Origin of the sequence: Pseudomonas frederiksbergensis, assembly GCF_017114915.1 — a bacterium.
In the GTDB taxonomy this organism is placed as follows: Bacteria; Pseudomonadota; Gammaproteobacteria; order Pseudomonadales; family Pseudomonadaceae; genus Aquipseudomonas; species Aquipseudomonas frederiksbergensis_I.
Genome location: NZ_JAAUOE010000028.1, coordinates 36382 through 61084, shown reverse-complemented (window position 1 = coordinate 61084; position 24703 = coordinate 36382). Strand labels below are relative to the sequence as shown.

Genomic DNA, 24703 nt, shown 5'->3' with positions numbered 1-24703 from the left:
TTTGATGGGGAAATGCCATGACGGTTGTTCTCGCAGACTTCCCCTCAAGGTTAGAATGCAGGAAATCAGGATGAGTCAATGACCGACCACTCTCTCTCGCAAGCCCAATACGACGCCATCACCGATGCCGCTGCGCACTGGTGCATGCGTATGCACGCCATCGATTGCACGAACGAGGAACGTCTGGCGTTCGAGCAATGGCGTGATGCCCATCCGCTGCACGCCTTCGAGTACGAAGCCATGCTGGAGATCTGGGATGTTGCGGGGGATTTGCCCCGTCCCGAATCCTCTGCGCCAACCGTTCGGGTCAAACCGACAACGCCTTGGCGCACCTTCGGCATCGCAGCCACCGTCTGCGCCCTGGCGCTGCCACTGGCGGCGTATACCGGGTGGAACCTTGGATGGTTGCCCAATGCCTACCAGCATTTCGAGGCGACCGATAATGTGCGTCAGGTCACGCTGAGCGACGGCAGTCAGGTGGAGCTGAACCTGGGCAGTGAGCTGACGTTCAGCAATTACAAGGATCAGCGCCGTGTCACCCTGAAAAAAGGCGAAGCCTTCTTCAGCGTCAGCCACGACATGCAGCACCCGTTCATCGTCAGGGCGGGCGACGGCAGGATTCGTGTCACCGGCACCCGGTTCAACGTCTGGATGTATGAAGACCAGGTCCGCGTGAACCTGATCGAGGGTTCCGTGCTGGTGACCAGCAACGCTGCCCTGTCCGGCGACGGTCTGCGTCTGGAACCTGCCATGCAGGCGCGTTACAGGCACGGCGACTTCACGCCTCAAATCAGCCAGACCTACGCCAACGACCACTCGCTGGCCTGGCGCAGCGGCAAACTGGTGCTCGATGATCTGGCGCTGACCGACGCCCTGCCCTTGATCAATCGTTACCTGAACAAGCCGGTGATGATCGCGGACCACAGCACCGGCTCGATTCGCCTCGGCGGCATCTACAACATCAAAGAGGTCGACAACCTGGTGGCTTCGCTGCCCAAGGTGCTGCCGGTCTACCTGACCCGCAACAAGGACGGCAATCCGGTTCTCAACTCGATTCCGCAACAAGCCCCAAAAAGCTGAAAGCCGCGCCCCTTATGGGGTGCGGCCTTCATTTTTCATTTGAACGCTATCGCTGTTATTGCGCAGCGACCTTCCCCGCTTTTTTATCCTGCTCGCGGATCGTCTGAGCCTGGTACTGCGGATCAGCCGTGATCTGCTGCTCGGTGAACGGCAACACACTCAACTGTTTCTTCGAAAAGGCCAGTGTCTGGTCCCGGGAATACTCCGAGGCCGGGTCACTGGACAACGAGAATGCCAACAAACCCTGAGCCCGCGGCCCCTTGTCATCGAACGTCACCACCTGCAAATAGCTGGTGCCGCTGACGACTTCGCGCTTGCCGTCGGCTCTCGGCACACTTTGAATGGCGTTATACACCCCCAGGGTGCCCGGGCCGCCATGGATCGGCGTTTGCTGCCCGCCACTGCTGACCACCTGGATATCGCCCCAGCGGCTGTCAGCCTTCAGGCCAAGGGTCTTGACCTTTTCTACCGAGGCCAGCATCGCCACCCGAACCGCTTTGGCGACTTCCGGCCGTTCGATTGCCAGGCCACGCGGTGTGGTTTGCGGATCCTTCGGATCGAACGCCACACGCCAGATTTCAGGCACTTGTTGTAACGACTGCATGACATTCTGAAAATGCACAAAGCCCAGCCCACTGTCCAGATTCACTCGATGATCCCAAGCCTTGAGACTGGCACACAGCGACGTCAGCGTCGGCGCATCGGGGCCGAGGTCCGCGGCACAAAATTGCAGCAGGTCCGGCATCACCAGAGCCGCCTGATACACCTGATCGTCCATCACCATGTGTTGCAGATCCGCCGCCGCGATAGGACCCGCCTTGTTCAAAAAGCCCAGGCGCTCCAGTGCGAAGCGCGATCGCAGTCCCAACGGCTGGCTGTCCTGGCTGATCAACGGCGAGAAACCGGTGAGCGGTTGCGCCGGGTTGGCCATCCAGGCCGAATCATTGGAATGCTGCACAAAGTCTTTGCGCAGCAGTTGCGGCAATTTGTCCGCCGCATAAATACCTTTTTGCGCAGCATGCGGGTCGATGTCCCAGGCGCAGGCGCGGTTGGAGCCGTCGAGCAGGATCATCTGCAATCCCGCCCGCGGATCGCTGCACTTGGCCAACTTGTCGGCACCCACGTTCGGCACCACCGACAGGTTCATGTAAAGCGTCTGCCCCTTATCGTCCACCGCCAGGGTATTGACCCACGGGATCCCCTGAATCTTGTGCACCGATGCCTGGAGATCCTTGAGGCTGACAGCACGGTTCATCGCGTACCACTGCTGCAAGACCCGGTCGTTATCCAGATTGGCATCGCGCAGGCTGTAGGCAAACTGATTGTTCCAATCCAGTTTTCCGGGCCATTGCACAATCGGCCCGAATTGTGAGCTATAGACCACATGGGAAATCTGCCGGGTCTGGCCATCGGGTTGCTTCACACTGACCGTCAGCGTCTGCTTTTTCATCGGCAAGGACTTGCCATCCAGCAGGTAACGGGTCGGATCCTTGGGGTCGAGTTGCAGGCGATACAGAGTGAAGTGCTTGGACGAATCCACGGTGTGGGTCCAGGCCAGGTGCTGGCTGAATCCGATGTTGATCATCGGCAGACCGGGCAACGCGGCGCCCATGACGTCCAGTTTGCCGGGAATGGTCAGGTGCATCTGATAGAAACGCATCCCGCCGACCCAAGGGAAGTGCGGATTGGCCAGCAGCATCCCGCGACCGTTGAACGAACGCTCGCTGCCGACCGCCACGGCGTTGCTGCCGCGATCCAGAGCGAACCGTTGCATGCGCGAAGCCGCCAACTGGAACGATGCCGGGTCGCCTGCCGCATGAGCGACGGCTTCAGGCGGAGTCGCGCCGGCCAGTGCTTCGGCAAACTGGCCCACGCCACCTTCGACCAGCAAACGACGAGTCAACTTGACCAGGTCCTGAGCGGCAATCGCGCGCACCCATTCGCCCTGGCATTGCTGCGGTAAACCCCGCGCCCGACGCTCTTTCAGCGAACGGTTGTAACCCGCCACATAACCTTCGATGAGCTCACGGACTTCAGGTGTTTGCGCCTGCCAGAAACCAGCGACAGCCTTGGGGGTGTTCAGCCAGTTGAAAAACAGATCGCTGGCCAGGTTGCCGCGCTCTTCGACCGTCACCTGGTCCGGGCCAAAATACCGCGAACGCTCGCCATTGACGGTGACGATCTCATTGGCCAGCAAGCACAGATTGTCCTGAGCGTAGGCATAGCCAATGCCATAGCCGAGCCCGCGCTCGTTTTCGGCACGGATATGCGGTACGCCGAAACTGGTTCGACGGATGTCGGCCGTCGCCTGCTCTGGCTGGCTGCGCGCGCTCGCCGCAAGACTCACCCCCAGCATCACACCCGCAAGGCTCAACCTGGTTAACTGCCTGGAAATAATCACGCTCGCTCCTGATCGTAAAGACGTATGACACGCAATGCGCCTCCCCTTGAAACGAAGCAAATGACAAAAAATTTAGGCCTTTGAGGGCGTCCCCCATGCCCGTCTGACGGGACGCTGACGTAACGGCGACAAATTTTCTACATATGGGTATTCATTATTTCCCTGCTCGTTCGTCTTATTGATTGAGAGCACCCATCACATTTTCCTGATCAGGCTCTGAAAAGGAGTTTTTGCATGTACAACCCGCAACTGCCAACGGACGGTAGCCATGCGCCAAAGGGTACCCACCCGGGTTCCCGCGCTTTCAATCAACAGGCTGAGCGCCACGGCAACGAACGAATCCGGTTTCTGCTCAAAAGCTTTGGCCTGCGAACCAGTCTGATCCGCCTCAAAGTCATCGACGCCTTGCTGACCGCTGCCGAAAGCGACCGCAGCCTGGGGGTGCGCGGCGTGCACAGCCACTTGTTGGGCCTGGATATTCCCCTGTCCTTTCTCAGTGTCCGTGAAGTGCTAAAACGCTTGTGCGGGGAAGGCGTGATCACCCTCAATCCGGACAAAAGCTACAGCCTGCATCCGCAGGCCGCTGCGGTTCTTTATAGCGAGCAATCCGCTCAGAGGGCGTCGCTCAAGGCTTGACCTTGCGACGCATCACGCCGTTGATCACCACCACGATCACCGCCACGCCAATGGCGATGTACTGGAACAGCTTCTCTGTGATGATCCCTGCATTTTGCAGCCAGGAAAGGCCGAACATGATCCCCAGTACCACCAGGGAAATCAGAATCGAGTATTTCAAACGTTGCGACTGGGTCATTGCGGGTTCCTGAACCAAAAAATGTATCCGGCTTTATCCGATTGCATGCCAAGCCCCTGCCCTTGCGCAGGAATGAGGGGCTGCAAGCGGGACCTCATGTTACAGCCGATGAAGCGTTTTGACTTTATTGCGGTGATCACGATGAGGATTTCTGCAATGCGGCTGATTTCCTGCTTGCCCTGACACCAGCGACGAGAAATCAACCGATCAGCCCGCTCTCTAGCGGGCATTTTTCGTATATGACAGTTCTAATCAGGCTGTCAGGTTAATCCATCACAACACTCTCTTTTTTGTTTGCACCCATACGTCGAAATATAACGAAAACCGTTGAAGCTTTAAGTCTCAATCGGACATTTGAGCTGCTTATGTTCGATGTCTATTCTCGGACCAACATAAATAAGCCAGCTCTCGAACTCGATTAAAAACAGGGATGTCATGCTCAAGCCGTTAATACCTATCAGCCCCCATTATCTGTTTGGCTTTTGCCTAGCAATCACTCTTTTCGAACTACTGACTTATATGGGCAGCGACATGATCATGCCGGCCATGTTGACGGTCACTCATCAACTGGGTGCCAGCCCGAACCACGTTCCCTATGCCTTCAATCTTTATTTGATTGGCGGCATTCTTCTGCAATGGCTTATAGGGCCGCTGTCCGATCACTTCGGTCGCCGCCGGTTGTTGCTCATCGGCAGTGCGGTGTTTGCCCTGGCCTGTGCCGCAGTGTTCTACGTGCAGAGCATGCTGGCCTTCAACGGCTTGCGCCTGATTCAGGGCATGGGGTTGGGATTTGTCATCGCCGTCAGCTATCCAGCCCTGCAAGAAGTCTTTTGCGAAGCTGACGCCGTAAAAATCATGGCATTGCTGGGAAACGTCGCGCTGCTCTCCCCGCTGCTGGGACCCTTGCTCGGCAGCCTGATGCTGGAATGGATCTCCTGGCGGGAGCTGTTCTTACTCTTGGGAGTCGGCGGCGCGATAGTCTGGCTCGGGCTTTATCTGTTCATGCCGGAAACCGTCGGCATCTTGCGCCATGACGGACAGCGACTGGCCGCAGTGCCTTTTGAGTGGGGCGGTACGCTGCGCCGCTACACCGCCTTGCTCGCCAACCCGCCATTTCTGAGCGCCACCGTCGCCCTGGGCCTGATGAGCCTGCCGCTGATTGCCTGGATCGGGCTGGCGCCACTCTTGCTGATCCAGCACCAGGGACTTTCCCCGCTGCACTATGGCCTGTGGCAGATCCCGGTATTTACGGCCGTCATTTTCGGCAATCTGATACTCAACCGATTGATTGCCAAAACTGAACTGACCCAACTGATTCGATATGCGCTCTGGCCATTTTGCGGTGGCCTCATCGCCTTGGTCGTCATCACTTTTACCGGCACTTCAACAGTCCTGTTGGTCAGTTGCCTGGGCCTTTACGCCGTGGGCCTTGGCATGAGCAATGCCGCGCTGTACCGGCTCGCACTGTTTTCCAGCGACGACAGCAAAGGCCTGGTGTCGGCCATGATCGGCATGATCTCCATTGCGGTCATGGGGGGAGGTGGCTCGATTATCGCGGCGTTGGGAGCCGGTGACAGTCTTGAAACCTTCGCCTTGCTGGCCGGTATCTCGGGGCTCTTGTGCCTTGTCCCCTTGCGACTGTTCCTGCAGCGCTCTCATATCGTTCATGCCGTCTGACCCCACACCATAGGCCTTCTGATGATCCATCTACCCCACACCGATGCGCTTTGCGCGTTGACACAACCCTATTGCCCGGATTCCGTGCCGCAAGGCCTGTTCGACCGGGCCATGGCTGAAGTCAGCCTGTTTCATTGCCACCACACACCTGGCTACGAACGCTGGCTGAACGCCAATGGCCTTGATGCCCGCACTCTGGAGACGCTGGATGACTGGTCAAGGTTGCCGCCGATTTTCGCCAATTACTTCAAACGTCATTTGCTGCTCGGCCCCACAGGCGAAGGCGCGCTGGAGCTGACCTCATCCGGCACCAGCGGTCAGAAGAGTCGCATGCGCTATGACCATCGCAGCATGGCTGCCGCCCAGGGCATGGTGAGTCGCATTTTCCGGTACTACGGCTGGGACACTCCGGACAGCCCCTGCAATTATCTGCTCCTGAGCTATGAACCCGAGGCAGCCATCACCCTTGGCACGGCCTATACCGATCAGTTTCTGTGCAGTTATGCCCCCGTCAACCGAGTCGCTTACGGCTTGCGCCTGACCGGCAAAGGCCACGAGTTCGACCTCTTCGGTGTCATTCGCGCCTTGCAGGAGTTTGCCGAGGAAGGATTACCCGTTCGCATTCTCGGTTTTCCGGCGTTCCTTTCCCATGCACTGCAGCACATGGAGGACACCGGCGTGGCCGACTTGCAGTTGCCTGCCCGGTCACTGGTGTTTCTGGGGGGCGGCTGGAAAACCCAGGCGGCACAGGAGATTCCCCTGCATCAGTTGTATGCCCGAATCAACCGGCAATTGGGTATCGACCTGTCCCGCTGTCGGGACGGCTACGGCGCCGTAGAGCATGCCGTGCCCTATATCCAGTGTGCCCATCATCATTTTCATGTCCCGATATATTCGAAGGTTTTCGTGCGCAACCCATCCGATTTCACTGTCCAGCCCTACGGCCAGCGCGGTTTGCTGGAATTCGTCTCCCCCTACATTTCCTCAAGCCCTGCTCATGCGGTGGTCATGGGCGATCTGGCAACGCTGCACCCCGGCGCCCGTTGCGGATGCGGCCTGACGACCGATTGGTTCGAACTGCATGGGCGCGCCGGCACCAGCGCCAGTCGCAGCTGTGCCATGGCCGCTTCAGAACTGATCGGAGGAGCTTGATATGTACCTGATCAATGGCCAGCTGCGCGACGACATCACCGCGCAAAGCGCCCTCGAACTGCTTCAGAAACCATTGCCCCGGCTGCTTTCTTCACCGATCGACAGCGATATCGTGATCGAATCCGCCGCTCGCTTTGCCACGCAGCTGCAAGCTCGCGGCCTGGATCTGCCCCTGGACGACGATCAATGTCAGGGGCTTATCGACTTCTGCCAGCGCAGCAACCTGAGCACCAAGCTTGAGCGGGAACTGGGCCTGCAACCGCGTTCGCTGCGGCGTATCGACTACCGCCAGCCCAGCTTCGAAAGCTGGCATCCATTGGGGCTGGTGGTGCATATCACCCCGGGCAACGCACCGATGCTGGCGTTCTTCGCGGTACTCGAAAGCCTGCTGGCCGGCAACATCAACTGGCTGCGCCCCAGCTCCAGCGATCAGGGGCTGACCGCACAATTGCTCGCCGCCCTTTTGCGTTGCGACACCAGTGGCAGACTGGCCGAATTCGTAGCGGTTCTGCCGGTGGACACCTCTCATATCGCTCAACTCTGCGCCAAGGCCGATGGGGTGTCCGCGTGGGGCGGGGAAACAGCGCTCAAAGCGATTCGCCAGCAGATCCCGGCCGGCTGTCGCTGGATCGATTGGGGACACAAGATCAGCTTCGCCTACCTGTCACCTGATTCGGCGACGCCTTCGGCACTCGATGCATTGGCGGACGAAGTCTGTCGACTGGATCAACAGGCGTGTTCCAGCCCTCAATGGATGCTGGTGGACAGCAACGATCCGGCTGTCTTGCAGAACCTCGGAGATCGACTGGCCGAAGCCTTCAACCGTCGCGCCCCACACTGGCCGGCGTTGACGCCGACAGATCAGGAAGCATCGGAAATCACCACCCGCACCGCCATGGCGCAGCTCGATCAGTGCTTTGCCAATCAGACCGGCCAGGTGTGGGCCGGCCTCGGATGGCGTGTCATCTGGGAGCACCATCAAACGCTCGCGCCGTCACCGCTGTTTCGTACGATTCTGCTCAAGCCAGTACCACAGCATCTGCTCGCCGAGACGCTGCACCCCTGGCGCAACTTCCTGCAAAGCTGCGCGTTGATGTATCCCTCGGCAGAAACGCCCGAGCTCGTTCGAACATTGGTCAATGCCGGGGTTAGTCGCATTGCGCCTTGCGAGTCGATCCATGACGGATACACCGGTGAGCCCCACGATGGCGTTTACGCGCTGTCGCGTCTGAGTCGCCGCCTCTCGGTGAGTTTGCCCCCGCATGTGTCGACGGGCCGTGCAACGCTCGACCCGGTTCCACCTGCCCCTGACACATCCCATGACCCGATCATGGACAAAGACACTTTTATGGCCCAACCGATCGGATCCGCGGCACAGTTGTACTTCCGTTCCGGCGGTAGCAGCGGGACGCCGGCGCTGGCTGGCTTCAGCTATCAAGACTTTCAACGACAAATGCGCGCCGCAGCCGATGGCATGTTTTCCGTAGGGCTCGATCCGTCACAGGACCGGGTGATGAACCTGTTCTATGGCGGCAACCTTTATGGCGGTTTTTTCAGTTTTTCCAACATTCTGGAACAGATGGGTGTTGTGCATTTGCCCATGGGGGCGCCCCAGGACGATGACTTCAGCGAAATCGCCCGACTGATCGTGGAGCAGCGTGTCACCGTGCTGATCGGCATGCCCAGCACGCTGCATCGCCTGTTTCTCAAAGAGCAGGACCGACTTCGCGCTTACGCCGGTATCGGCAAAGTTTTCTTTGGCGGCGAGCATCCGGGAGAAGCCAGTCGGCGCCTGATGGAAAGCTGTGGAGTGTCGACGATTCGCTCCGCCATGTATGGCTCCGTCGATGCAGGCCCCTTGGGGCATGCCTGCCAGGCCACGGCGGACGGCGTATTCCACTTGATGAGCGAAACCCAGCATCTGGAAATCGTTCAGCTCGAACAGGATGTGCCGGTACAGGCCCATGAGATCGGCCGCCTGCTGTTTACGTCCCGCGCCCGGCAAGGTCAGCACGTGCGCCGATATGACATCGGAGACACCGGCCGCTGGATACCCGGAACCTGCCCTTGCGGACTGGAGACGCCGCGATTCGAACTGCTGCAGCGGCACGGCAAACTGGTGCGCATTGGCACGGAATTCATTGCGCCTGCGGCGCTGGAACTCAGTGTGGGATCACCCATTCAAGTGGTCCTGGACCACACCGCCGACGGGATCGAACGCATGCACGTTCTCGCGGATGCAGACGCCGCGTGGGCACACGAAAAACTGCTGACCCACGAAGCCTTGGCGAATGCGGTGAGCGCTGAACTTTTAATTGTGGAAGTGACGACATGCGCTGAACAAGCATTCACCCGAAACAAACACAGTGGCAAAACCCCCTTAATTATCGATCAACGAAAATAAAAAAAGTCGACGCAAGACGCCCACTAAAAAAGAGAATCCCGTGAAGCCAACTTATTCGCTTGAACAACTCGTACCTTATATAAGACGACACTCCAACTTCTACCGCAAACATCTGGAACACTTGCCCGCGAACGGGCTTGCTTTAAAAGATCTGCCATTAACCCATGTGGCCGACTATTGGTCTGGTAGCAATGACTTGAGTCATTGGCCAGTCCTGACCGGAAAAGTCGATGATGCACTGGTATTTAAAACCGGAGGCTCGACCAGCCAAGGCAAACTTGCGATTTACTCCTACGAGGAATGGCAAGCGTTGGTCAGCACATTCGGCGCCAGCCTCTCGGCTCAACTGAACAACGGCGACCGGGTTGCCAACCTGTTTTTTTCAGGGGATCTCTACGCCAGCTTTCTGTTCGTCCACGACTCCCTGGCCCATGTCGAGGAATCCATCTGTGAGTTTCCGTTTACAGGAAGTGTCGAGCCGGACGTATTGGCGGATGCCATAGAGCAACATCGGATCAACGTTCTGGCCGGAGTACCGGCACAACTGCTGCGATTCTGCGCCTACCTGGCGCAGCATCGGCGTGTATTGTGCGGGGTCGAGACGCTGTTGTATGGAGGTGAAAGCCTGTTTGCCCCGCAGTTGGCAATCCTCGGGGAAGTGTTCCCCAATGCCCGTATCGCCTCGATCGGCTACGCTAGCGTAGACGCCGGGCTGATAGGCGCCAGCGATCGCGACTGTGCATTGGGCGAGCATCGGGTGTTCGATCAACAAACCCTGCTGGAAATCGTCGACGAACATACCGGCGAAGTGATCGAAGAATGTGATCGGACCGGGCTATTGGTCATCACCAACCTGACACGCCGGCTCATGCCACTGCTGCGCTATCCGGTGGGCGACCGCGCCTGTTGGCGTGAGCCGGCCGCAACCCCGAGGCGTAAGTTCGCGCTCAAAGGGCGCAGTGCCCACAGTCAACGAATACGAGTCGGTGTGCTGTCGCTGTTCACCGCAGAAATACACGAGATCGTTCAGCGGGTAGCACACAGCGAACAATGGCAGTTACTGATCGAACAGACCGGCCCCAAGGATCTGTTGAGCGTGAAGTGGGTACCCGAACCTCAGTTACAAGCCGTCGAACCGGTGCTCCACGCATTGCGTAAAGCGCTGCTTGCCCACTACCCCGCCATCGACGACCTGAGCCGCGAGGGTCTGCTGGAGTTTCGAGTATTGTCCTGCGCAACCACAGACCTGAAGCTTCACCCGCGTTCGGGCAAACAACTGCGGGTGCTGGATTTGCGGGAGTATGACGTTCCCCCGCTGGAGTTCGCGTGATGACCCCGTTGATAATTCGCGCCTACCGCCCCGGCGACGCAGACGCAGTGAGTCGATTGTTTCAAGAGGTCTACGGCGATGATTACCCTCAGCCGGATGTTTACCTGCCGAACATGATCAGTCAGCACAATGCCGAGGGTCACTGGCAATCAATGCTGGCTGTGGACGATGCAAATGTTCTCGGGCATGCCGCGTTGCGACGCGACGCCCCTTCCAATACTGCGGAACTGGCCCTCACCGTGGTCCATCCCGCTGCCCAGGGACAGAGCCTCGCGACCCGCCTGAGCCGCGAACTGCTGAAGCAGGCAGGTTCTCTGGGGCTTAAGAACGTCTCGATCAAGCAAGTGACCCACCATCCCTACACGCAACGCATGGCAAAAAAAATCGGTTTTCACAGCACTGGACTGCTTCCCGATTACGTCCCTTCGCCATTTGCCAAACCACTCCTGGAAACCATGGTGATGGGCTGCCATGTCATCGAAGGACACGCACGGCCGCTCCCCGACATCCCTTGGCCCGAAAGCTGCCGGGCGTTCATGCAGTACTTGTGCTCGGTATTCGGAACCCACCAGGACACGCCGCGCCTCGCGATGCCCTTGCAAATAGAACAACATCAGCATCGGGTCGACATTATCATTCACCATTTGAACAAGGATTTACTTGAGCAACTCTGGCAACTGCCCAGGCACTGGCTGATCTCGGCACGGCTCGAACTGTCCCGGCACTTCGCCTGGCACTTGCGCAGTTTTTCGGCGCTGGGCTTCGCCTTTACCGGCCTGATGCCTACGTCAGGTGACAATGGCTGGTTCGCGCTGTTTCATCGGGGCGTGCAGGTTCGATCCCTCAACCTGCACTGCGCGTACATGCAACAGTTGCATGACGATTTGCAGCAGAACACCCCCGTCACGAAAACAGACGCCCCGCTAGGTAACCGCTCAGCCGCATGAGTCTTTTCTAAAAAAACCATTAGCCGGCTGTGCACAGAGTTCCACCATCCAGTCGACGAACACCCGCACCCGCCGAGACAACTGGCGATGAGGAGGATAGAGCGCCGTCAGCGGCATACCCGGTGGCGGCACATCCCTCAGCACCTCGACCAAACGCCCCTCCTTCAACTGGCGGGCAACGTGATAGTACGGAGTCTGGACCAAGCCATATCCCGCCTCACATGCCGCCAGATAGCCATCGGCGCTGTTGACCGAGACGTGCCTGGGCAGATCGATCATCTGCAGCTGGTCATCGACGACAAACTCCAGTCCGTAGCGTTTGCCTGTGCTATTGGAAAAGTATTCCACCATCTGATGCCCCTTGAGATCCTCCAGACCCAGCGGAGTCCCGCAACGTTGCAGGTAGTCAGGACTCGCACACGTGACCTGATCCAGTGTGACCAGCGGCCGCGCCACCAGTGAATCATCCAGGGCCAAACCGCCCCGCAACACGCAATCGACGCCTTCGCGGATCAGATCCACAGGCTGGTCATTCAAACCGATTTCCAGCTCGATCAAGGGATACCGCGCCGTGAATTGCGGCAATGCCGGGATCACGATCAGACGCCCCACCCCCGCCGGCATATCCACTCGCAGCAGACCTTTGGGGTTGTGACGAGCGGCGGAAAATACGGCTTCGGTTTCCTCAAGATCAGCCAGCAATTGCACACAACGCGGGTAATAGGCGGCGCCATCGAGCGTCAGGCTGATCTGCCGGGTGGTGCGTTGCAGCAATTGCACACCCAGGTGTGCCTCAAGTTGCTTGATCAGAATGGTCACGGAAGCACGGGGTAATTGCAGGCTGTCCGCCGCCTTGGCGAAGCCGCCCAGTTCGACGATTCGCGTGAACACACGCATGGCATTGAAACGATCCATTGCTTTGGCTTACCGACTGATTATTTAGAAATTACAAATAGTGATAGCAGTTTTAGCCGGTTTATCTTGTTTCTGTCGAGATCAACAATGGGACTCAATTCACAGGGAGCTGATTTCATGCAAACACGTCAACTGGGCAAGAACGGACCACAGGTGTCTGCCATCGGTCTGGGCTGCATGGGCATGACCGATTTCTACACCACCGGCGTGGACACCCGCGAAGCCACGGCCACTTTGCACCGCGCACTGGAGCTGGGGATCAACCTGCTCGACACGGCGGACATGTACGGCCCACACACCAACGAAGCGCTGATCGGCAAGGCCATTGCCGGCAAGCGTGAGCAGGTATTTCTGGCCAGCAAGTTCGGCATTGTTCGCGACCCGTCCAACCCCGGTGCACGGGGCGTCAACGGTCGACCGGAATACATTCGCGCGGCGATCGACGGCACCCTCAAGCGCCTTGGCGTGGAAACCCTGGATCTGTATTACCAGCACCGCATCGATCCGCAGGTTGCCATCGAGGAAACCGTCGGCGCCATGGCGGAACTGGTGAAGACCGGCAAGGTGCGGTACCTGGGATTGAGTGAAGCATCGGTCGCCACACTGGAGCGAGCGAACAAGGTTCATCCGATCAGCGCCCTGCAAAGTGAGTATTCGCTGTGGAGCCGCGATCAGGAAGAAAACGGTTGCCTGGCCGCGTGCCAGCGCCTGGGCGTGGCCTTTGTACCTTACAGCCCATTGGGCCGGGGCTTTTTGACTGGTGCACTGAAAAGCCCGGATGACTTCGCACCTGACGACTACCGTCGCTTCAGCCCGCGTTTTCAAGGGGAAAACTTCGCCAAAAACCTGTTGCTGGTACAGCAAGTGCAGGCCCTGGCCGCCGATAAGGGCGTGACGGCGGGCCAACTGGCGTTGGCGTGGGTCTTGGCCCAAGGGGATTACCTGATCCCGATTCCAGGCACCAAACAGCGTAAATACCTGGAAGAAAATGTGGCTGCGCTGGACGTGAAGTTGAGCCGCGAGGAGTTGCTGGCCCTGGAAGCGATATTCCCGGCCAATGCCACGGCAGGCCTGCGTTATCCGGAGGAAGTCATGAAGTTGCTCGACCGGTAGCTGGTTCCCTTGTAGCGGGCTTGCCCGCGAAGACGACGGCACAGTCAACATTGATGTCACCTGACACCTTCGCGGGCAAGCCCGCTCCCACAAGGGTTGCTCACGGCTGTATTACCCGGAAACAATCTCGTATCTCCTCTCGGCTGAAAAGGGTCAAAATGCTTCTTTTTTGACCGCAACCCGAGACGAGATCCCCATGCGAACTCACCTGCGTCTGGCCGCCCTGAGCGCCCTCTTCATCTCCTCCCTGACCCAGGCAGCCGACCTGATCCCGATCGAAGTTCACCGCGACGCCAACTGTGGCTGCTGCAAAAAATGGGTCAGCCATCTGGAAGCCAACGGTTTCAAGGTCGACGACCACGTCGAAGCCGACATGAGCCAGTTCAAACAACAACATGGCATTCCACCTCGCCTGGCGTCCTGCCACACCGGCTTGATCAACGGCAAATTCGTCGAAGGCCATGTGCCTGCCGATCAAGTGCTGGCCTTGAGCAAGCGCGACGATCTCTTGGGGGTTGCCGCTCCCGGCATGCCGATGGGCTCGCCCGGCATGGAAATGGACGGCATGAGTGATGCCTATCAGGTGATCGGCCTGAAAAAGGACGGTACTGACGTCGTGGTGGCGGACTACCCCGCCCGTTGATGTTGGGCGCCTACATCGGGCTGTTTCTCGCGGCATTCGGTGCCGCAAGCCTGCTGCCCTTGCAGTCCGAAGCGGTGCTGGTGGGGCTGTTGCTCAGTGGCCAGTATTGGCTCTGGTCGCTGCTGGCGGTCGCAACGCTGGGCAATGTGCTGGGCTCGCTGCTGAACTGGTGGCTGGGGCGCGGCATCGAGCGGTTTCGCGAGCGGCGCTGGTTTCCGGTCAGTGCTCGTCATCTTCAACAAGCCCAAAAGCATTATCAGCGCTACGGTCATTGGTCCTTGCTGCTGAGCTGGGTACCGATCATCGGCGACCCGCTGACGCTGGTGGCCGGCGTCATGCGCGAACCACTGGGGCGCTTCCTGCTGATCATAACCCTGGCCAAGGGCGCCCGCTATGGCGTGCTGGCCATGGCCACACTAGGCTGGATGGGTTATCCGGCTGGCTGAACAAAACCAATCCCGTTCATTAATGAGGTAAGGCTGATGGCGGTGCAGATTGCAGTGATCGATGACTGGCAGGACGTGGCGCGCGACGTGGTGGACTGGTCGGTGCTGGAGAGCATCGGCCAGGTGAGTTTTATCCATGACTACCCGACCGACAACGAAACCCTGGCCGAACGTCTGAGCGCCTTCGAGGTGATCTGTGTGATGCGCGAGCGCACCCGGTTCGACGAAGACCTGCTGCGCCGCTTGCCCACACTCAAACTGCTGGTCACCGGCGGCATGCGCAACGCCGCCCTGGACCTGAAAGCCGCCGCCGCGCTGGGTATTCAGGTTTGTGGCACCGACAGCTACAAACATGCAGCTCCCGAACTGACCTGGGCGCTGATCATGGCCGCGACCCGAAACCTGGTGACCGAAGCCAACGCCTTGCGCGCGGGCCAATGGCAGCAAGGCCTGGGCGGCGATCTACAAGGCAAGACCCTGGCGATCCTCGGTCTGGGCAGCATCGGTCAACGGGTAGCCCGCTTCGGTCAGGTGTTCGGCATGCGCGTGATTGCGTGGAGCGAAAACCTCACCCGCGAACGGGCTGCCGAAGTCGACGTCACCTATGTCAGCAAGCAGGAACTGTTCGAGCAGGCCGATGTGCTGTCGGTGCATCTGGTGCTCAGCGAGCGTAGCCGGGGGCTGGTGGACGCGCAGGCATTGGGCTGGATGAAACCCACGGCCTGGCTGGTCAATACGGCGCGCGGGCCGATTGTCGATGAGTCGGCGCTGATCAAGGCGCTGCAGAAACAACGCCTGGCGGGCGCTGCGCTGGATGTGTTCGAGCACGAGCCGTTGCCCCGCCATCATCCCTTCAGGACGCTGGACAATGTGTTGGCCACGCCCCATGTCGGGTATGTCAGCCGACAGAATTACCAGCTGTTTTTTTCGCAGATGATTGAGGACATTCAGGCGTGGGCGGCCGGCAAGCCGGTTCGGATTCTGAACTAGGACCGCGTTCGCGTTATCGTTCTTCGCGGGCAAGCCCGCGAAGAGCCCCATACCCTGCGCACCGTAATAGCGCAACCCACCTCCCATCGTGCTCAACTATCGTGACTTCCCGGTCCTGATTTGACCCACGCCCCAAAACAAACCTGCCCTTCGTCGGTGCGTTTCCCCGCAAAGCCCCCAGTGTTTGTACCCTCCCTCAACCGATTGTCGAACAATTTGCCCGGTTGACTGCCCGCCTCCAGGTTCTGGCCTAGACTCTTTCCGGGGGATAAAACCGACTGGTCATTCGGTGAAAAAAATCGAAACTTTTGGTGCTGACTTCGGGTCACCTGAAAGGTAGGGACACAGCGACTGGTGCATTCCTTGCAACAGCCACTTCACCCATTGAGCTTCAGCGCATGGGCAGCACTTGCTCACCGATGCGTAGCGCATTTGCGCCCGGCCACAGGAATTGGCCAACACCGTTTGTGCCAGGCCTGGAATCAGATCAACAACACGGGGAGATGCATATGATCAGTACGGCGTTAGATGTTCAGGGAGAACGTGCCCATCAGCAGGTCGGCGAAGCCAGCACCGTGGGGGCTCTTACAGCCAAATCAGTCAGTGTCCCGATCACCAAGGCGCTGGCACCGGTAGTCAGTCAGAATCCCAACAAGAAGAAAGTGTTGTTCGTCACCTCGGAGATTGCCGATCTGGTGAAGACCGGTGGCCTGGGCGACGTTTCCGCCGCGCTGCCGCGAGCCATGGCTCACCTGCACGATGTCCGGGTGTTGATCCCCGGTTACCCGCAAGTACTGAACAGCGAAAACCCGATTCATATCATCGGTGAACTGGGCGGGCACGCCGCGTTGCCGCCTTGCAAGATCGGGCGCATGGACATGCCCGACGGCCTGGTCATTTACGTACTGATCTGCCCTGAACTGTACGAACGCGAAGGTTCGCCTTACGGCGCCAACAATGGCCGTGACTGGCCGGACAACCATATTCGTTTCGCCCGCCTGGGCCTGGCGGCCGCCGATATCGCCGCCAACCTGGCACAAATTCACTGGTGCCCGGATCTGGTGCACGCCCACGACTGGCCCGCCGGCCTGGCTCCTGCCTATATGCACTGGCGTGGTCAACGCACCCCGACCCTGTTCACCATCCACAACCTGGCGTACCAGGGCGTCACCAGCCTCGGTTCGTGCCCGGAACTCGGCATTCCCATGCATGCCTTGCAGCAGGAAGGCATGGAATTTTACGGCAAGATGTCATTCCTCAAGGCCGGCATGGCCTACTCGAGCCACATCACCACCGTCAGCGCCACCTATGCCCAGGAAATCACCACGCCGGCCTTCGGCTGCGGCCTCGACGGTTTTCTCGCCGCCAAGACCCAGCAAGGTCTGCTCAGCGGGATTCCCAATGGCATCGATGAAAGCTGGGACGCGGCCACCGATCCGCACCTGTTCTGCCCGTTCGGCATCGGCGACTGGGACGGCAAAGCGGTCAACGCGGCGCACGTGCGCAGGCTGTTCGGTCTCAAAGACTCCGAAGGCCCGCTGTTCGCCGTGGTTTCGCGGCTGGTGTACCAAAAAGGCCTGGACCTGACCGAAGCGGTGGCCGAATACATTGTCGCCAACGGCGGGCAGATCGCGATCATCGGCCGTGGCGAACCGGAAGAAGAACAAGCCATGCGTGAACTGGCCTTGCGCTTCCCCGGGCAGATCGGCGTGCACATCGGCTTCAATGAAACCGACGCCCGCCGGATGTTCGCCGGCAGTGATTTCCTGCTGATGCCTTCACGCTACGAACCTTGCGGCCTGAGCCAGATGTACGCCCAGCGTTTCGGCTCGTTGCCGGTGGCGCGCAATACCGGCGGCCTGGCCGACACCATTGAAAACGGGGTGACAGGTTTTCTTTTCGACGAATCCACCGTGGAGAGTTATCGCGAAGCCCTGAGCCGTGCGTTCAAGGTGTTCGCCTTCCCCGGCCTGCTCAACGCCATGCGTTGCCGGGCCATGGCGGCGCCTTTCAACTGGTGCAAGGCGGTCGAACCCTACGCCGAACTCTACGAACAACTGGTGGCTAAAGCGCTGGGTAAATCGGGCAAACAGTAAGAGGTTTTCAACGATGCCGTTACGGACCCTTGAGACCTGGCCCCACGGCGCGATCATGCTGGACGCCGAACACACGCGTTTTGCCTTGTGGGCGCCCGATGCGTTTTACGTCAGCCTTGAACTGGAAAATGGACAATCCCTGCCGCTGCTGCCCCAGGCCGATGGCTGGTTTGTGATCAAGACCCGCTGCCCCGCGGGCACCCGTTACCGCTACAACATCGATGGCGAGCTGGAAGTGCCGGACCCGGCCTCCCGCGCCCAGGCAGTCGACATCGACAGCCCCAGCGTGGTGGTCGATCCCCTCGCCTATCGCTGGCAACACAGTGCCTGGCAAGGTCGGCCATGGAACGAGGCGGTGATCTACGAACTGCATGTCGGTGCACTCGGCGGTTTCAGTGAGGTCGAGCAGCATCTGGCGCGCTTGGTCGAGCTGGGGATTACCGCCATCGAACTGATGCCTTTGGCGCAGTTCCCCGGCGAGCGCAACTGGGGCTATGACGGGGTTCTGCCTTACGCGCCCCAGGCCTCCTATGGTTCACCCGAACAACTCAAGCACCTGATCGACACGGCCCACGGCCATGGCCTGGCGGTGATTCTCGACGTGGTCTACAACCACTTCGGCCCGGACGGCAATTACCTGCATCGCTACGCCAAAGACTTTTTTCGCGAAGACCGACACACCCCGTGGGGCGCAGCCATCGATTTTCGCCGGCGCGAGGTGCGCGACTTCTTTATCGACAATGCGCTGATGTGGTTGCTGGAGTACCGCTTCGACGGCCTGCGCCTGGATGCGGTGCATGCCATCGAAGACCCGGACTTCCTGCAGGAGCTGGCGCAACGGGTTCGCCAGCAAATCGATCCGCCACGACACGTGTGGCTGATGGCGGAAAACGAGCACAACCAGGCCAGCCTGCTGGAGCAAGGTTTCGACGCGCAGTGGAACGACGACGGCCATAACGCCCTGCACGTTCTACTCACCGGTGAAACCGAGGCCTATTACGCCGACTATGCGCAAAACCCCACCGAACAACTCGCCCGTTGCCTGAGCCAGGGGTTCGTGTTTCAAGGCCATATCACCCGCCACGGTACACCGCGCGGGGAGCCGAGCGGTCATTTGCCGCCCACGGCCTTCGTGCTGTTTCTGCAGAACCACGACCAGATCGGCAACCGCGCCTTTGGCGAGCGTCTGCATCAACTGGCCCGGCCTGACGCCCTCTGTGCCGCCACTGTGTTGCTACTGCTGTCGCCAATGGTTCCGCTGATGTTCATGGGTGACGAGTTCGCCGCCGAGCAACCGTTCCTGTTCTTCACCAGCCACCACGGTGAACTGGCGGACCTGGTGCGCGAAGGTCGACGCAATGAATTCGCGGCGTTCAGCGCCTTTGCCGACCCGCACATACGCGAGCAGATTCCCGACCCGAACGCGACGCAGACTTTCGAGGCGTCGCGGCCGAAACTGACCGCCACCGAGCGGCCGGCCATTTATGAGCTGTATCACCGACTGCTGCAAATCCGCCATCAACACATCATCCCGCACCTGCCTGGCGCCCAGGCATTGGGCGCGCAGGTACTGGCAGAAGGTGCAGTGACGGCGCGCTGGCGGCTGGGCGATGGCAGTCAGCTGCGTATTGACTTGAACCTCAGCGACGCGCCCTTGGTCCACACCCCGCAGGCCGATGCGACACGGCTGTTCGAACACCCGCCGCACTCGGCCGGTCTGTTGGATCAGGGCACCCTTGCCCCGTATTGCGCGCTCGTCAGCCTCACAGCCGCAACCCCTTTGCTACCCCCGGATGGAGAGCGCCCATGAGCGATGCGCAACTGGAAATACTGGCCCGCCAAGCCGGCCTGGCCGTCGACTGGATCGACGCCAACGGCCGCCCACAAAAAGTCGCCCCGGCGGTGCTGCGTTCGGTGCTTGCCGGGCTTGGCCACCCCGCCAGCACCGCCCAGGAAATCGACGCCAGCCTGCTGCAACTGCAGGAGGTGCAACAAACCCGGCACCTGCCGCCGCTGCTGACCTGCGACGTTGGCGTCGGTCTTGATCTGGCCCACTACTTCGCACCGCAAACCCCGTGTGAGATCCATCTTGAAGACGGCTCGCGGCTCAACCTCAAGCTCGATGACAACGCTGTTTTGCCCGGTTTGGTGCCGGTGGGTTATCAGCACGTCAACATCGACGATCAGTCGTTCACCCTGGCGGTGGCGCCCGAGCGCTGTTACAGCGTCGGCGACGCCGTTGACAGTCAAACCCCACGTGCCTGGGGCCTGAGCGTGCAGCTGTATTCGCTGCGCCGCCCCGGCGATGGCGGTTTCGGCGATACCCAGGCCCTCGAAGACCTGGCCCGGGTGGCCGGCGAACGGGGCGCCGAAGCGTTGGCGATCAGCCCGCTGCACGCGATGTTCAGCGGCGACACCCAGCGCTACAGCCCTTACTCGCCGTCCAGCCGTCTGTTCCTCAATAGCCTGTACGCGGCGCCCGGGGCGATTCTCGGTGAGCGTGCCCTGCGCACCGCGATCGACGCCACCGGCCTTGCCGCCGAACTCAAGCACCTCGAAGCCCTGCCGCTGATCGACTGGCCCACCGCCGCCGAAGCCAAGCACCGCTTGCTCGAAGCCTTGTATGAAGGGTTCACCCACGGTGAACACCCCTTGCATCCAGACTTCAGCAGTTTCCGCCATGCCGGTGGCGAAGCGCTGGAAAATCATTGCCGCTTCGAAGCGATCCAGGAAGCCCGTGCGCGGCGCGGTGAAAGCCTCGACTGGCGCGAGTGGCCCGAGCAATGGCGTGACCCGCGCAGCACCGCCCTGGCGCATTTTGCCGAAGAAAACTCGACCCGCATCGGCTACTACGCATTCTGCCAATGGCTGATTGCGCGCAGCCTGGAACGCGCCCAAGCCGCCGCCCGCGGTGCGGGCATGGGTATTGGCCTGATCGCCGATCTGGCCGTGGGCGCCGATGGCGGCGGCAGCCAGGCCTGGAGTCGCCAGGACGAATTGCTCGCCTCGCTGACCGTGGGTGCGCCACCGGACATCCTCAACCGCACCGGTCAGGGCTGGGGGATCTCCGCGTTTTCCCCCGAAGGTCTGGTGCGCAACGGCTTTCGTGCGTTCATCGAAATGCTGCGGGCCAACTTCGCCCATGCCGGCGGCCTGCGCATCGATCACGTCATGGGCCTGCAACGACTGTGGGTGATCCCTAAAGACGCGCCGCCCAGCGATGGTGCCTACCTCTATTACCCGGTGGACGACCTGCTGCGCCTGCTGACCCTCGAATCCCATCGCCATCAGGCCATCGTCCTCGGCGAAGACCTCGGCACCGTGCCCGATGGCCTGCGCGAGAAACTCATCGCGCGCTCGATTCTCGGCATGCGCGTGCTGTTGTTCGAACAGGACAACACACACTTCAAGCCGATTCTCGACTGGCCGGACAATGCGCTGGCCACCACCAGCACCCACGACCTGCCGACCCTCAATGGCTGGTGGCATGGCCGCGATATTGATTGGAGCGCGCACTTGAATCTGGTCGACGCCACGGGTGAAATCGAATGGCGTCAACATCGCGAACGCGAGCGCGAAGGCTTGCGCCGGGTCCTGAGCCAGGACCCGCAGAACTTTCGCGAAGAGCACCATGAAACCGATCAGGTGCTCGACGCCGCCATCCGCTTCCTCGGGCATACCCGCGCGCCGTTGGTGCTGCTGCCGCTGGAAGATGCCCTGGGTATCGAACAGCAGGCCAACCTGCCCGGCACCACCGACACCCACCCCAACTGGTCCCGCCGGCTGCCCGGTGACAGCGAAGCCCTGCTCGATGATCCGGACGCCGCCCGCCGCCTGGAACTGCTCGCCTGCGCGCGACTTCAGGCGGCCGAGCGTGACCAATGAATCAACCGCTTAGCCCACCGTTGCGGGCGACGCTGCGCCTGCAATTTCATAAAGGCTTCACCCTCGATCAGGCGATCCCGCTGGTGCCGTACTTCGCCAGCCTGGGCATCAGCCATGTCTACGCCTCGCCGCTGCTCGCCGCCCGCGCAGGCTCCCTGCACGGCTACGACGTGGTGGACCCAACCACGGTCAACCCGGAACTGGGCGGCGAAGCGGCGTTGCGCCGTTTGGTCGCTGCGTTGCGCGAACACCACATGGGACTGATCCTCGACATCGTGTCCAACCACATGGCCGTCGGCGGTGGCGACAACCCCTGGTGGCTCGACTTACTGGAATGGGGACGGCTGAGCCCTTATGGCGAGTTCTTCGACATTCAATGGCACTCGCCCGATCCGTTGATGGAAGGCCAGTTGCTGCTGCCTTTTCTGGGTAGCGATTACGGCATCGCCTTGCAGGACGGCACCCTGCCCTTGCGTTTCGACGCCCGGCGCGGCGCCTTTCATGTCGAGCACTATGAGCACCCATTTCCGATTTGCCCGTCGGACTACGGCGAACTGCTCAAGGCCGATGACCGATTAAATGCCGAGCAGGCTGAACGGCTCAAATCCCTGGCAGACCGTTTCAGCACGTTGAGTTACCAGAACGATGCCTACAGCCTGGCGCCTGCGCTGAAAAAGGAGCTGAGTGAGCTGACCGGCGATCCGGCCATTGCTCACGCCATCCAGCACACCCTCGACACTTACGACTCGCTCACTGCCGACGGTTTCCAGCGCCTGCATAACCTGCTGGAGTGCCAGAGTTATCGCCTGGCCAGTTGGCGCACCGCGGCGGACGACATCAACTGGCGGCGTTTTTTCGATATCAATGAACTGGGCGGTCTGCGCGTCGAGCGTCCGACGGTATTCGAAGCGACCCATGCAAAAATCTTCGAGCTGGTGGCCGAAGGTCTGGTCGATGGCCTGCGCATCGACCACATCGACGGCCTCGCCGACCCGCGTGGCTACTGCCGCAAACTGCGGCGCCGGGTAGATCGCCTGGCACCGGATCGACATCTGCCGATCTACGTCGAGAAGATCCTCGGCGAAGGCGAAACCCTGCACCGCGACTGGTGCGTCGACGGCAGTACCGGTTACGAATTCATGAACCAGTTGTCGTTGCTGCAACACGCCCCCGAAGGCGCCCGCCCCCTGGGTGAACTCTGGAGCCGGCACAGCGAACGGCCCGCCGATTTCCGCCAGGAAGCACAACTGGCGCGCCAGCAGATTCTCAACGGCTCCCTCGCCGGGGATTTCGAAAGTGTTGCCCATGCCCTGCTGCAAGTGGCACGAGACGACCTGATGACCCGAGACCTGACCCTCGGTGCAATCCGTCGGGCCCTGCAGGAACTGATCGTGCACTTCCCGGTGTACCGCACTTACATCAGCCCGTTGGGCCGCTCTGCTCAGGACGAAGTGTTTTTCCAGCAGGCCATGGCCGGTGCAAGGCAAACCCTCGGCGAGGCCGACTGGCCGGTGCTCGATTGCCTGGCCGGCTGGCTCGGTGGCCAACCCTGGCGCCAGCGCCCGGTGGGCCGCCCACGCAAACTGCTCAAACATGCCTGCGTACGTTTCCAGCAACTGACCTCACCGGCGGCGGCCAAAGCGGTGGAAGACACCGCGCTGTATCGCTCGGCGGTGCTGCTGTCGCGCAACGATGTCGGCTACAACACCGAGCGGTTCAGCGCACCGGTTGCCGACTTCCATGCCGCCTGCGCCCAGCGTCTCGCCGAATTCCCCGACAACCTGCTGGCCACCGCGACCCACGACCACAAACGCGGCGAAGACACCCGCGCGCGTCTGGCGGTGTTGAGCGAGCGCAGCGCCTGGTATGCCGAACAGGTCGAACACTGGCGAACCCTGGCCGGCGATCTGCGCACTGACCCCGGTGCCCCCTCGGCGGGCGACGAGCTGATTCTGTATCAAGCGATGCTCGGCAGTTGGCCGCTGGACCTTTGCAGTGACGATCAGGGGGCGCTCGAGGACTACGCCAAACGCCTCCGGCAGTGGCAACACAAAGCCCTGCGCGAAGCCAAGTTGCAAAGCAGCTGGAGCGCGCCAAATGACGGATATGAACAAGCCACCCATGGGTTTCTCGAACGCCTGCTCCTGAAACCCGAAGGCCAGCCATTGCGCGCGGCCATCGCTGCAGCGGCGCAGAGCATTGCCGCCCCGGGCGCGCTCAATGGTTTGGCGCAAACCTTGCTGCGCATGACCGTGCCAGGGGTGCCAGACCTCTATCAGGGCAACGAGTTCTGGGATTTCACGCTGGTCGATCCGGACAACCGCCGGCCGGTGGATTACGTCAGCCGGCAACAGGCCATGCACAGGCCGTTGGATCTGGCAGAGCTGTTGGCGAACTGGCGTGACGGGCGCATCAAGCAAACCCTGATCGCCCGGGCGTTAAACCGGCGTGCCGAACATGCCGGGTTGTTTCAACAAGGGACTTATCAAGCCCTTGAAGTGATTGGCAGCCAGGCTCACCGGGTCCTGGCGTTTGCTCGTGAATGGCAGGGAGAACGGGCAATCGTGACAGTACCGATACGCTGTGCCGAACTGCTGAAAAACAGTGCCGCCCCCCAGGTTGACGCGTCGCTGTGGGGCGATACCCGAATCAAATTGCCGTTCGCGGCCGCTGAAGAAAATCTGAAGGGATTTTTTGCAAGCGTCGCAGTCACAAAACACAGGGAGCTGATGGTCAGCGCCGCGCTGGGGGACTTCCCGGTCAATCTCTTTATCCAAACCAGCCAAGCTTGAGTAGAGTTCAGGAGCATT

The 24703-nt window shown here is 60.4% G+C and carries 18 protein-coding genes; 15 read left to right on the top strand and 3 right to left on the bottom strand.

Going from position 1 to position 24703, the window contains the following annotated elements:
• The first annotated feature begins 78 nt into the window (after nt 1–78).
• Nucleotides 79–1080: a FecR family protein gene (locus tag HCU66_RS19230; protein WP_205889967.1), complete on the top strand. Its 1002-nt coding sequence runs from the start codon at nt 79–81 to the stop codon at nt 1078–1080.
• Between the two features lie 55 nt (nt 1081–1135).
• Here HCU66_RS19230 and pvdQ read toward each other — a convergent pair whose 3' ends face one another.
• Nucleotides 1136–3481: a bifunctional acylase PvdQ gene (gene pvdQ, locus HCU66_RS19225; protein WP_205889966.1), complete on the bottom strand. Its 2346-nt coding sequence runs from the start codon at nt 3479–3481 to the stop codon at nt 1136–1138.
• 234 nt (nt 3482–3715) lie between these two features.
• Between pvdQ and HCU66_RS19220 the strand changes: the two genes are divergently transcribed.
• The gene (locus HCU66_RS19220) at nt 3716–4117 is read left to right on the top strand and encodes a fe2+ zn2+ uptake regulation protein (protein ID WP_205889965.1); all 402 of its coding nucleotides are present in this window, start codon (nt 3716–3718) and stop codon (nt 4115–4117) included.
• Here the strand turns inward: HCU66_RS19220 and HCU66_RS19215 are convergent.
• Nucleotides 4107–4295: a hypothetical protein gene (locus HCU66_RS19215; protein ID WP_205889964.1), complete on the bottom strand. Its 189-nt coding sequence runs from the start codon at nt 4293–4295 to the stop codon at nt 4107–4109. The genes HCU66_RS19220 and HCU66_RS19215 overlap by 11 nt on opposite strands.
• Nucleotides 4296–4730: 435 nt before the next feature.
• On the opposite strand from HCU66_RS19215, the gene HCU66_RS19210 reads away from it, so the two are divergent.
• From HCU66_RS19210 to HCU66_RS19190, 5 genes are read left to right on the top strand one after another with little or no spacing between them, the layout of a single operon-like run.
• Nucleotides 4731–5972, top strand: a complete 1242-nt coding sequence (locus tag HCU66_RS19210) for an MFS transporter (RefSeq protein ID WP_205889963.1) — start codon at nt 4731–4733, stop codon at nt 5970–5972.
• A 21-nt stretch (nt 5973–5993) separates the two neighbouring features.
• Complete coding sequence (locus HCU66_RS19205; protein ID WP_205889962.1) at nt 5994–7124, top strand: LuxE/PaaK family acyltransferase; 1131 nt, start codon at nt 5994–5996, stop codon at nt 7122–7124.
• Nucleotide 7125: 1 nt separating this feature from the next.
• Nucleotides 7126–9528 carry an acyl-CoA reductase gene (locus HCU66_RS19200; RefSeq protein ID WP_205889961.1) on the top strand — a complete coding sequence of 801 codons (2403 nt, stop codon included), beginning with the start codon at nt 7126–7128 and terminating at the stop codon, nt 9526–9528.
• A gap of 40 nt (nt 9529–9568) precedes the next feature.
• A complete protein-coding gene (locus tag HCU66_RS19195) occupies nt 9569–10858 on the top strand; it encodes an AMP-binding protein (protein WP_205889960.1) in 1290 nt (429 codons plus the stop codon).
• Nucleotides 10858–11805 (top strand): GNAT family N-acetyltransferase, encoded by a 948-nt coding sequence (locus tag HCU66_RS19190; RefSeq protein WP_205889959.1) that lies wholly within the window; start codon nt 10858–10860, stop codon nt 11803–11805. The genes HCU66_RS19195 and HCU66_RS19190 overlap by 1 nt, the downstream gene beginning before the upstream one ends.
• Here the strand turns inward: HCU66_RS19190 and HCU66_RS19185 are convergent.
• On the bottom strand, nt 11794–12720 hold the full coding sequence (locus HCU66_RS19185; RefSeq protein WP_205889958.1) for a LysR family transcriptional regulator: 927 nt from the start codon (nt 12718–12720) through the stop codon (nt 11794–11796). The genes HCU66_RS19190 and HCU66_RS19185 overlap by 12 nt on opposite strands.
• A gap of 117 nt (nt 12721–12837) precedes the next feature.
• Between HCU66_RS19185 and HCU66_RS19180 the strand changes: the two genes are divergently transcribed.
• From HCU66_RS19180 to HCU66_RS19145, 8 genes are all read left to right on the top strand, one after another.
• Nucleotides 12838–13833 (top strand): aldo/keto reductase, encoded by a 996-nt coding sequence (locus HCU66_RS19180; protein ID WP_205889957.1) that lies wholly within the window; start codon nt 12838–12840, stop codon nt 13831–13833.
• A gap of 196 nt (nt 13834–14029) precedes the next feature.
• Entirely contained in the window at nt 14030–14476 is a 447-nt protein-coding gene (locus tag HCU66_RS19175; RefSeq protein WP_205889956.1) for a DUF411 domain-containing protein, read from the top strand.
• Nucleotides 14476–14922: a YqaA family protein gene (locus tag HCU66_RS19170; protein WP_205889955.1), complete on the top strand. Its 447-nt coding sequence runs from the start codon at nt 14476–14478 to the stop codon at nt 14920–14922. Before HCU66_RS19175 ends, HCU66_RS19170 begins: the two co-directional genes overlap by 1 nt.
• Before the next feature lie 36 nt (nt 14923–14958).
• On the top strand, nt 14959–15912 hold the full coding sequence (locus HCU66_RS19165; RefSeq protein ID WP_205889954.1) for a D-2-hydroxyacid dehydrogenase family protein: 954 nt from the start codon (nt 14959–14961) through the stop codon (nt 15910–15912).
• Between the two features lie 509 nt (nt 15913–16421).
• Nucleotides 16422–18008, top strand: coding sequence for a glycogen synthase GlgA (glgA, locus tag HCU66_RS19160; RefSeq protein WP_205889953.1), 1587 nt, complete (start codon nt 16422–16424; stop codon nt 18006–18008).
• A gap of 13 nt (nt 18009–18021) precedes the next feature.
• Complete coding sequence (gene treZ, locus HCU66_RS19155; RefSeq protein ID WP_205889952.1) at nt 18022–19818, top strand: malto-oligosyltrehalose trehalohydrolase; 1797 nt, start codon at nt 18022–18024, stop codon at nt 19816–19818.
• Complete coding sequence (malQ, locus tag HCU66_RS19150) at nt 19815–21893, top strand: 4-alpha-glucanotransferase (protein ID WP_205889951.1); 2079 nt, start codon at nt 19815–19817, stop codon at nt 21891–21893. Before treZ ends, malQ begins: the two co-directional genes overlap by 4 nt.
• Nucleotides 21890–24685: a malto-oligosyltrehalose synthase gene (locus HCU66_RS19145; protein ID WP_205889950.1), complete on the top strand. Its 2796-nt coding sequence runs from the start codon at nt 21890–21892 to the stop codon at nt 24683–24685. Before malQ ends, HCU66_RS19145 begins: the two co-directional genes overlap by 4 nt.
• Nucleotides 24686–24703: the final 18 nt, after the last annotated feature.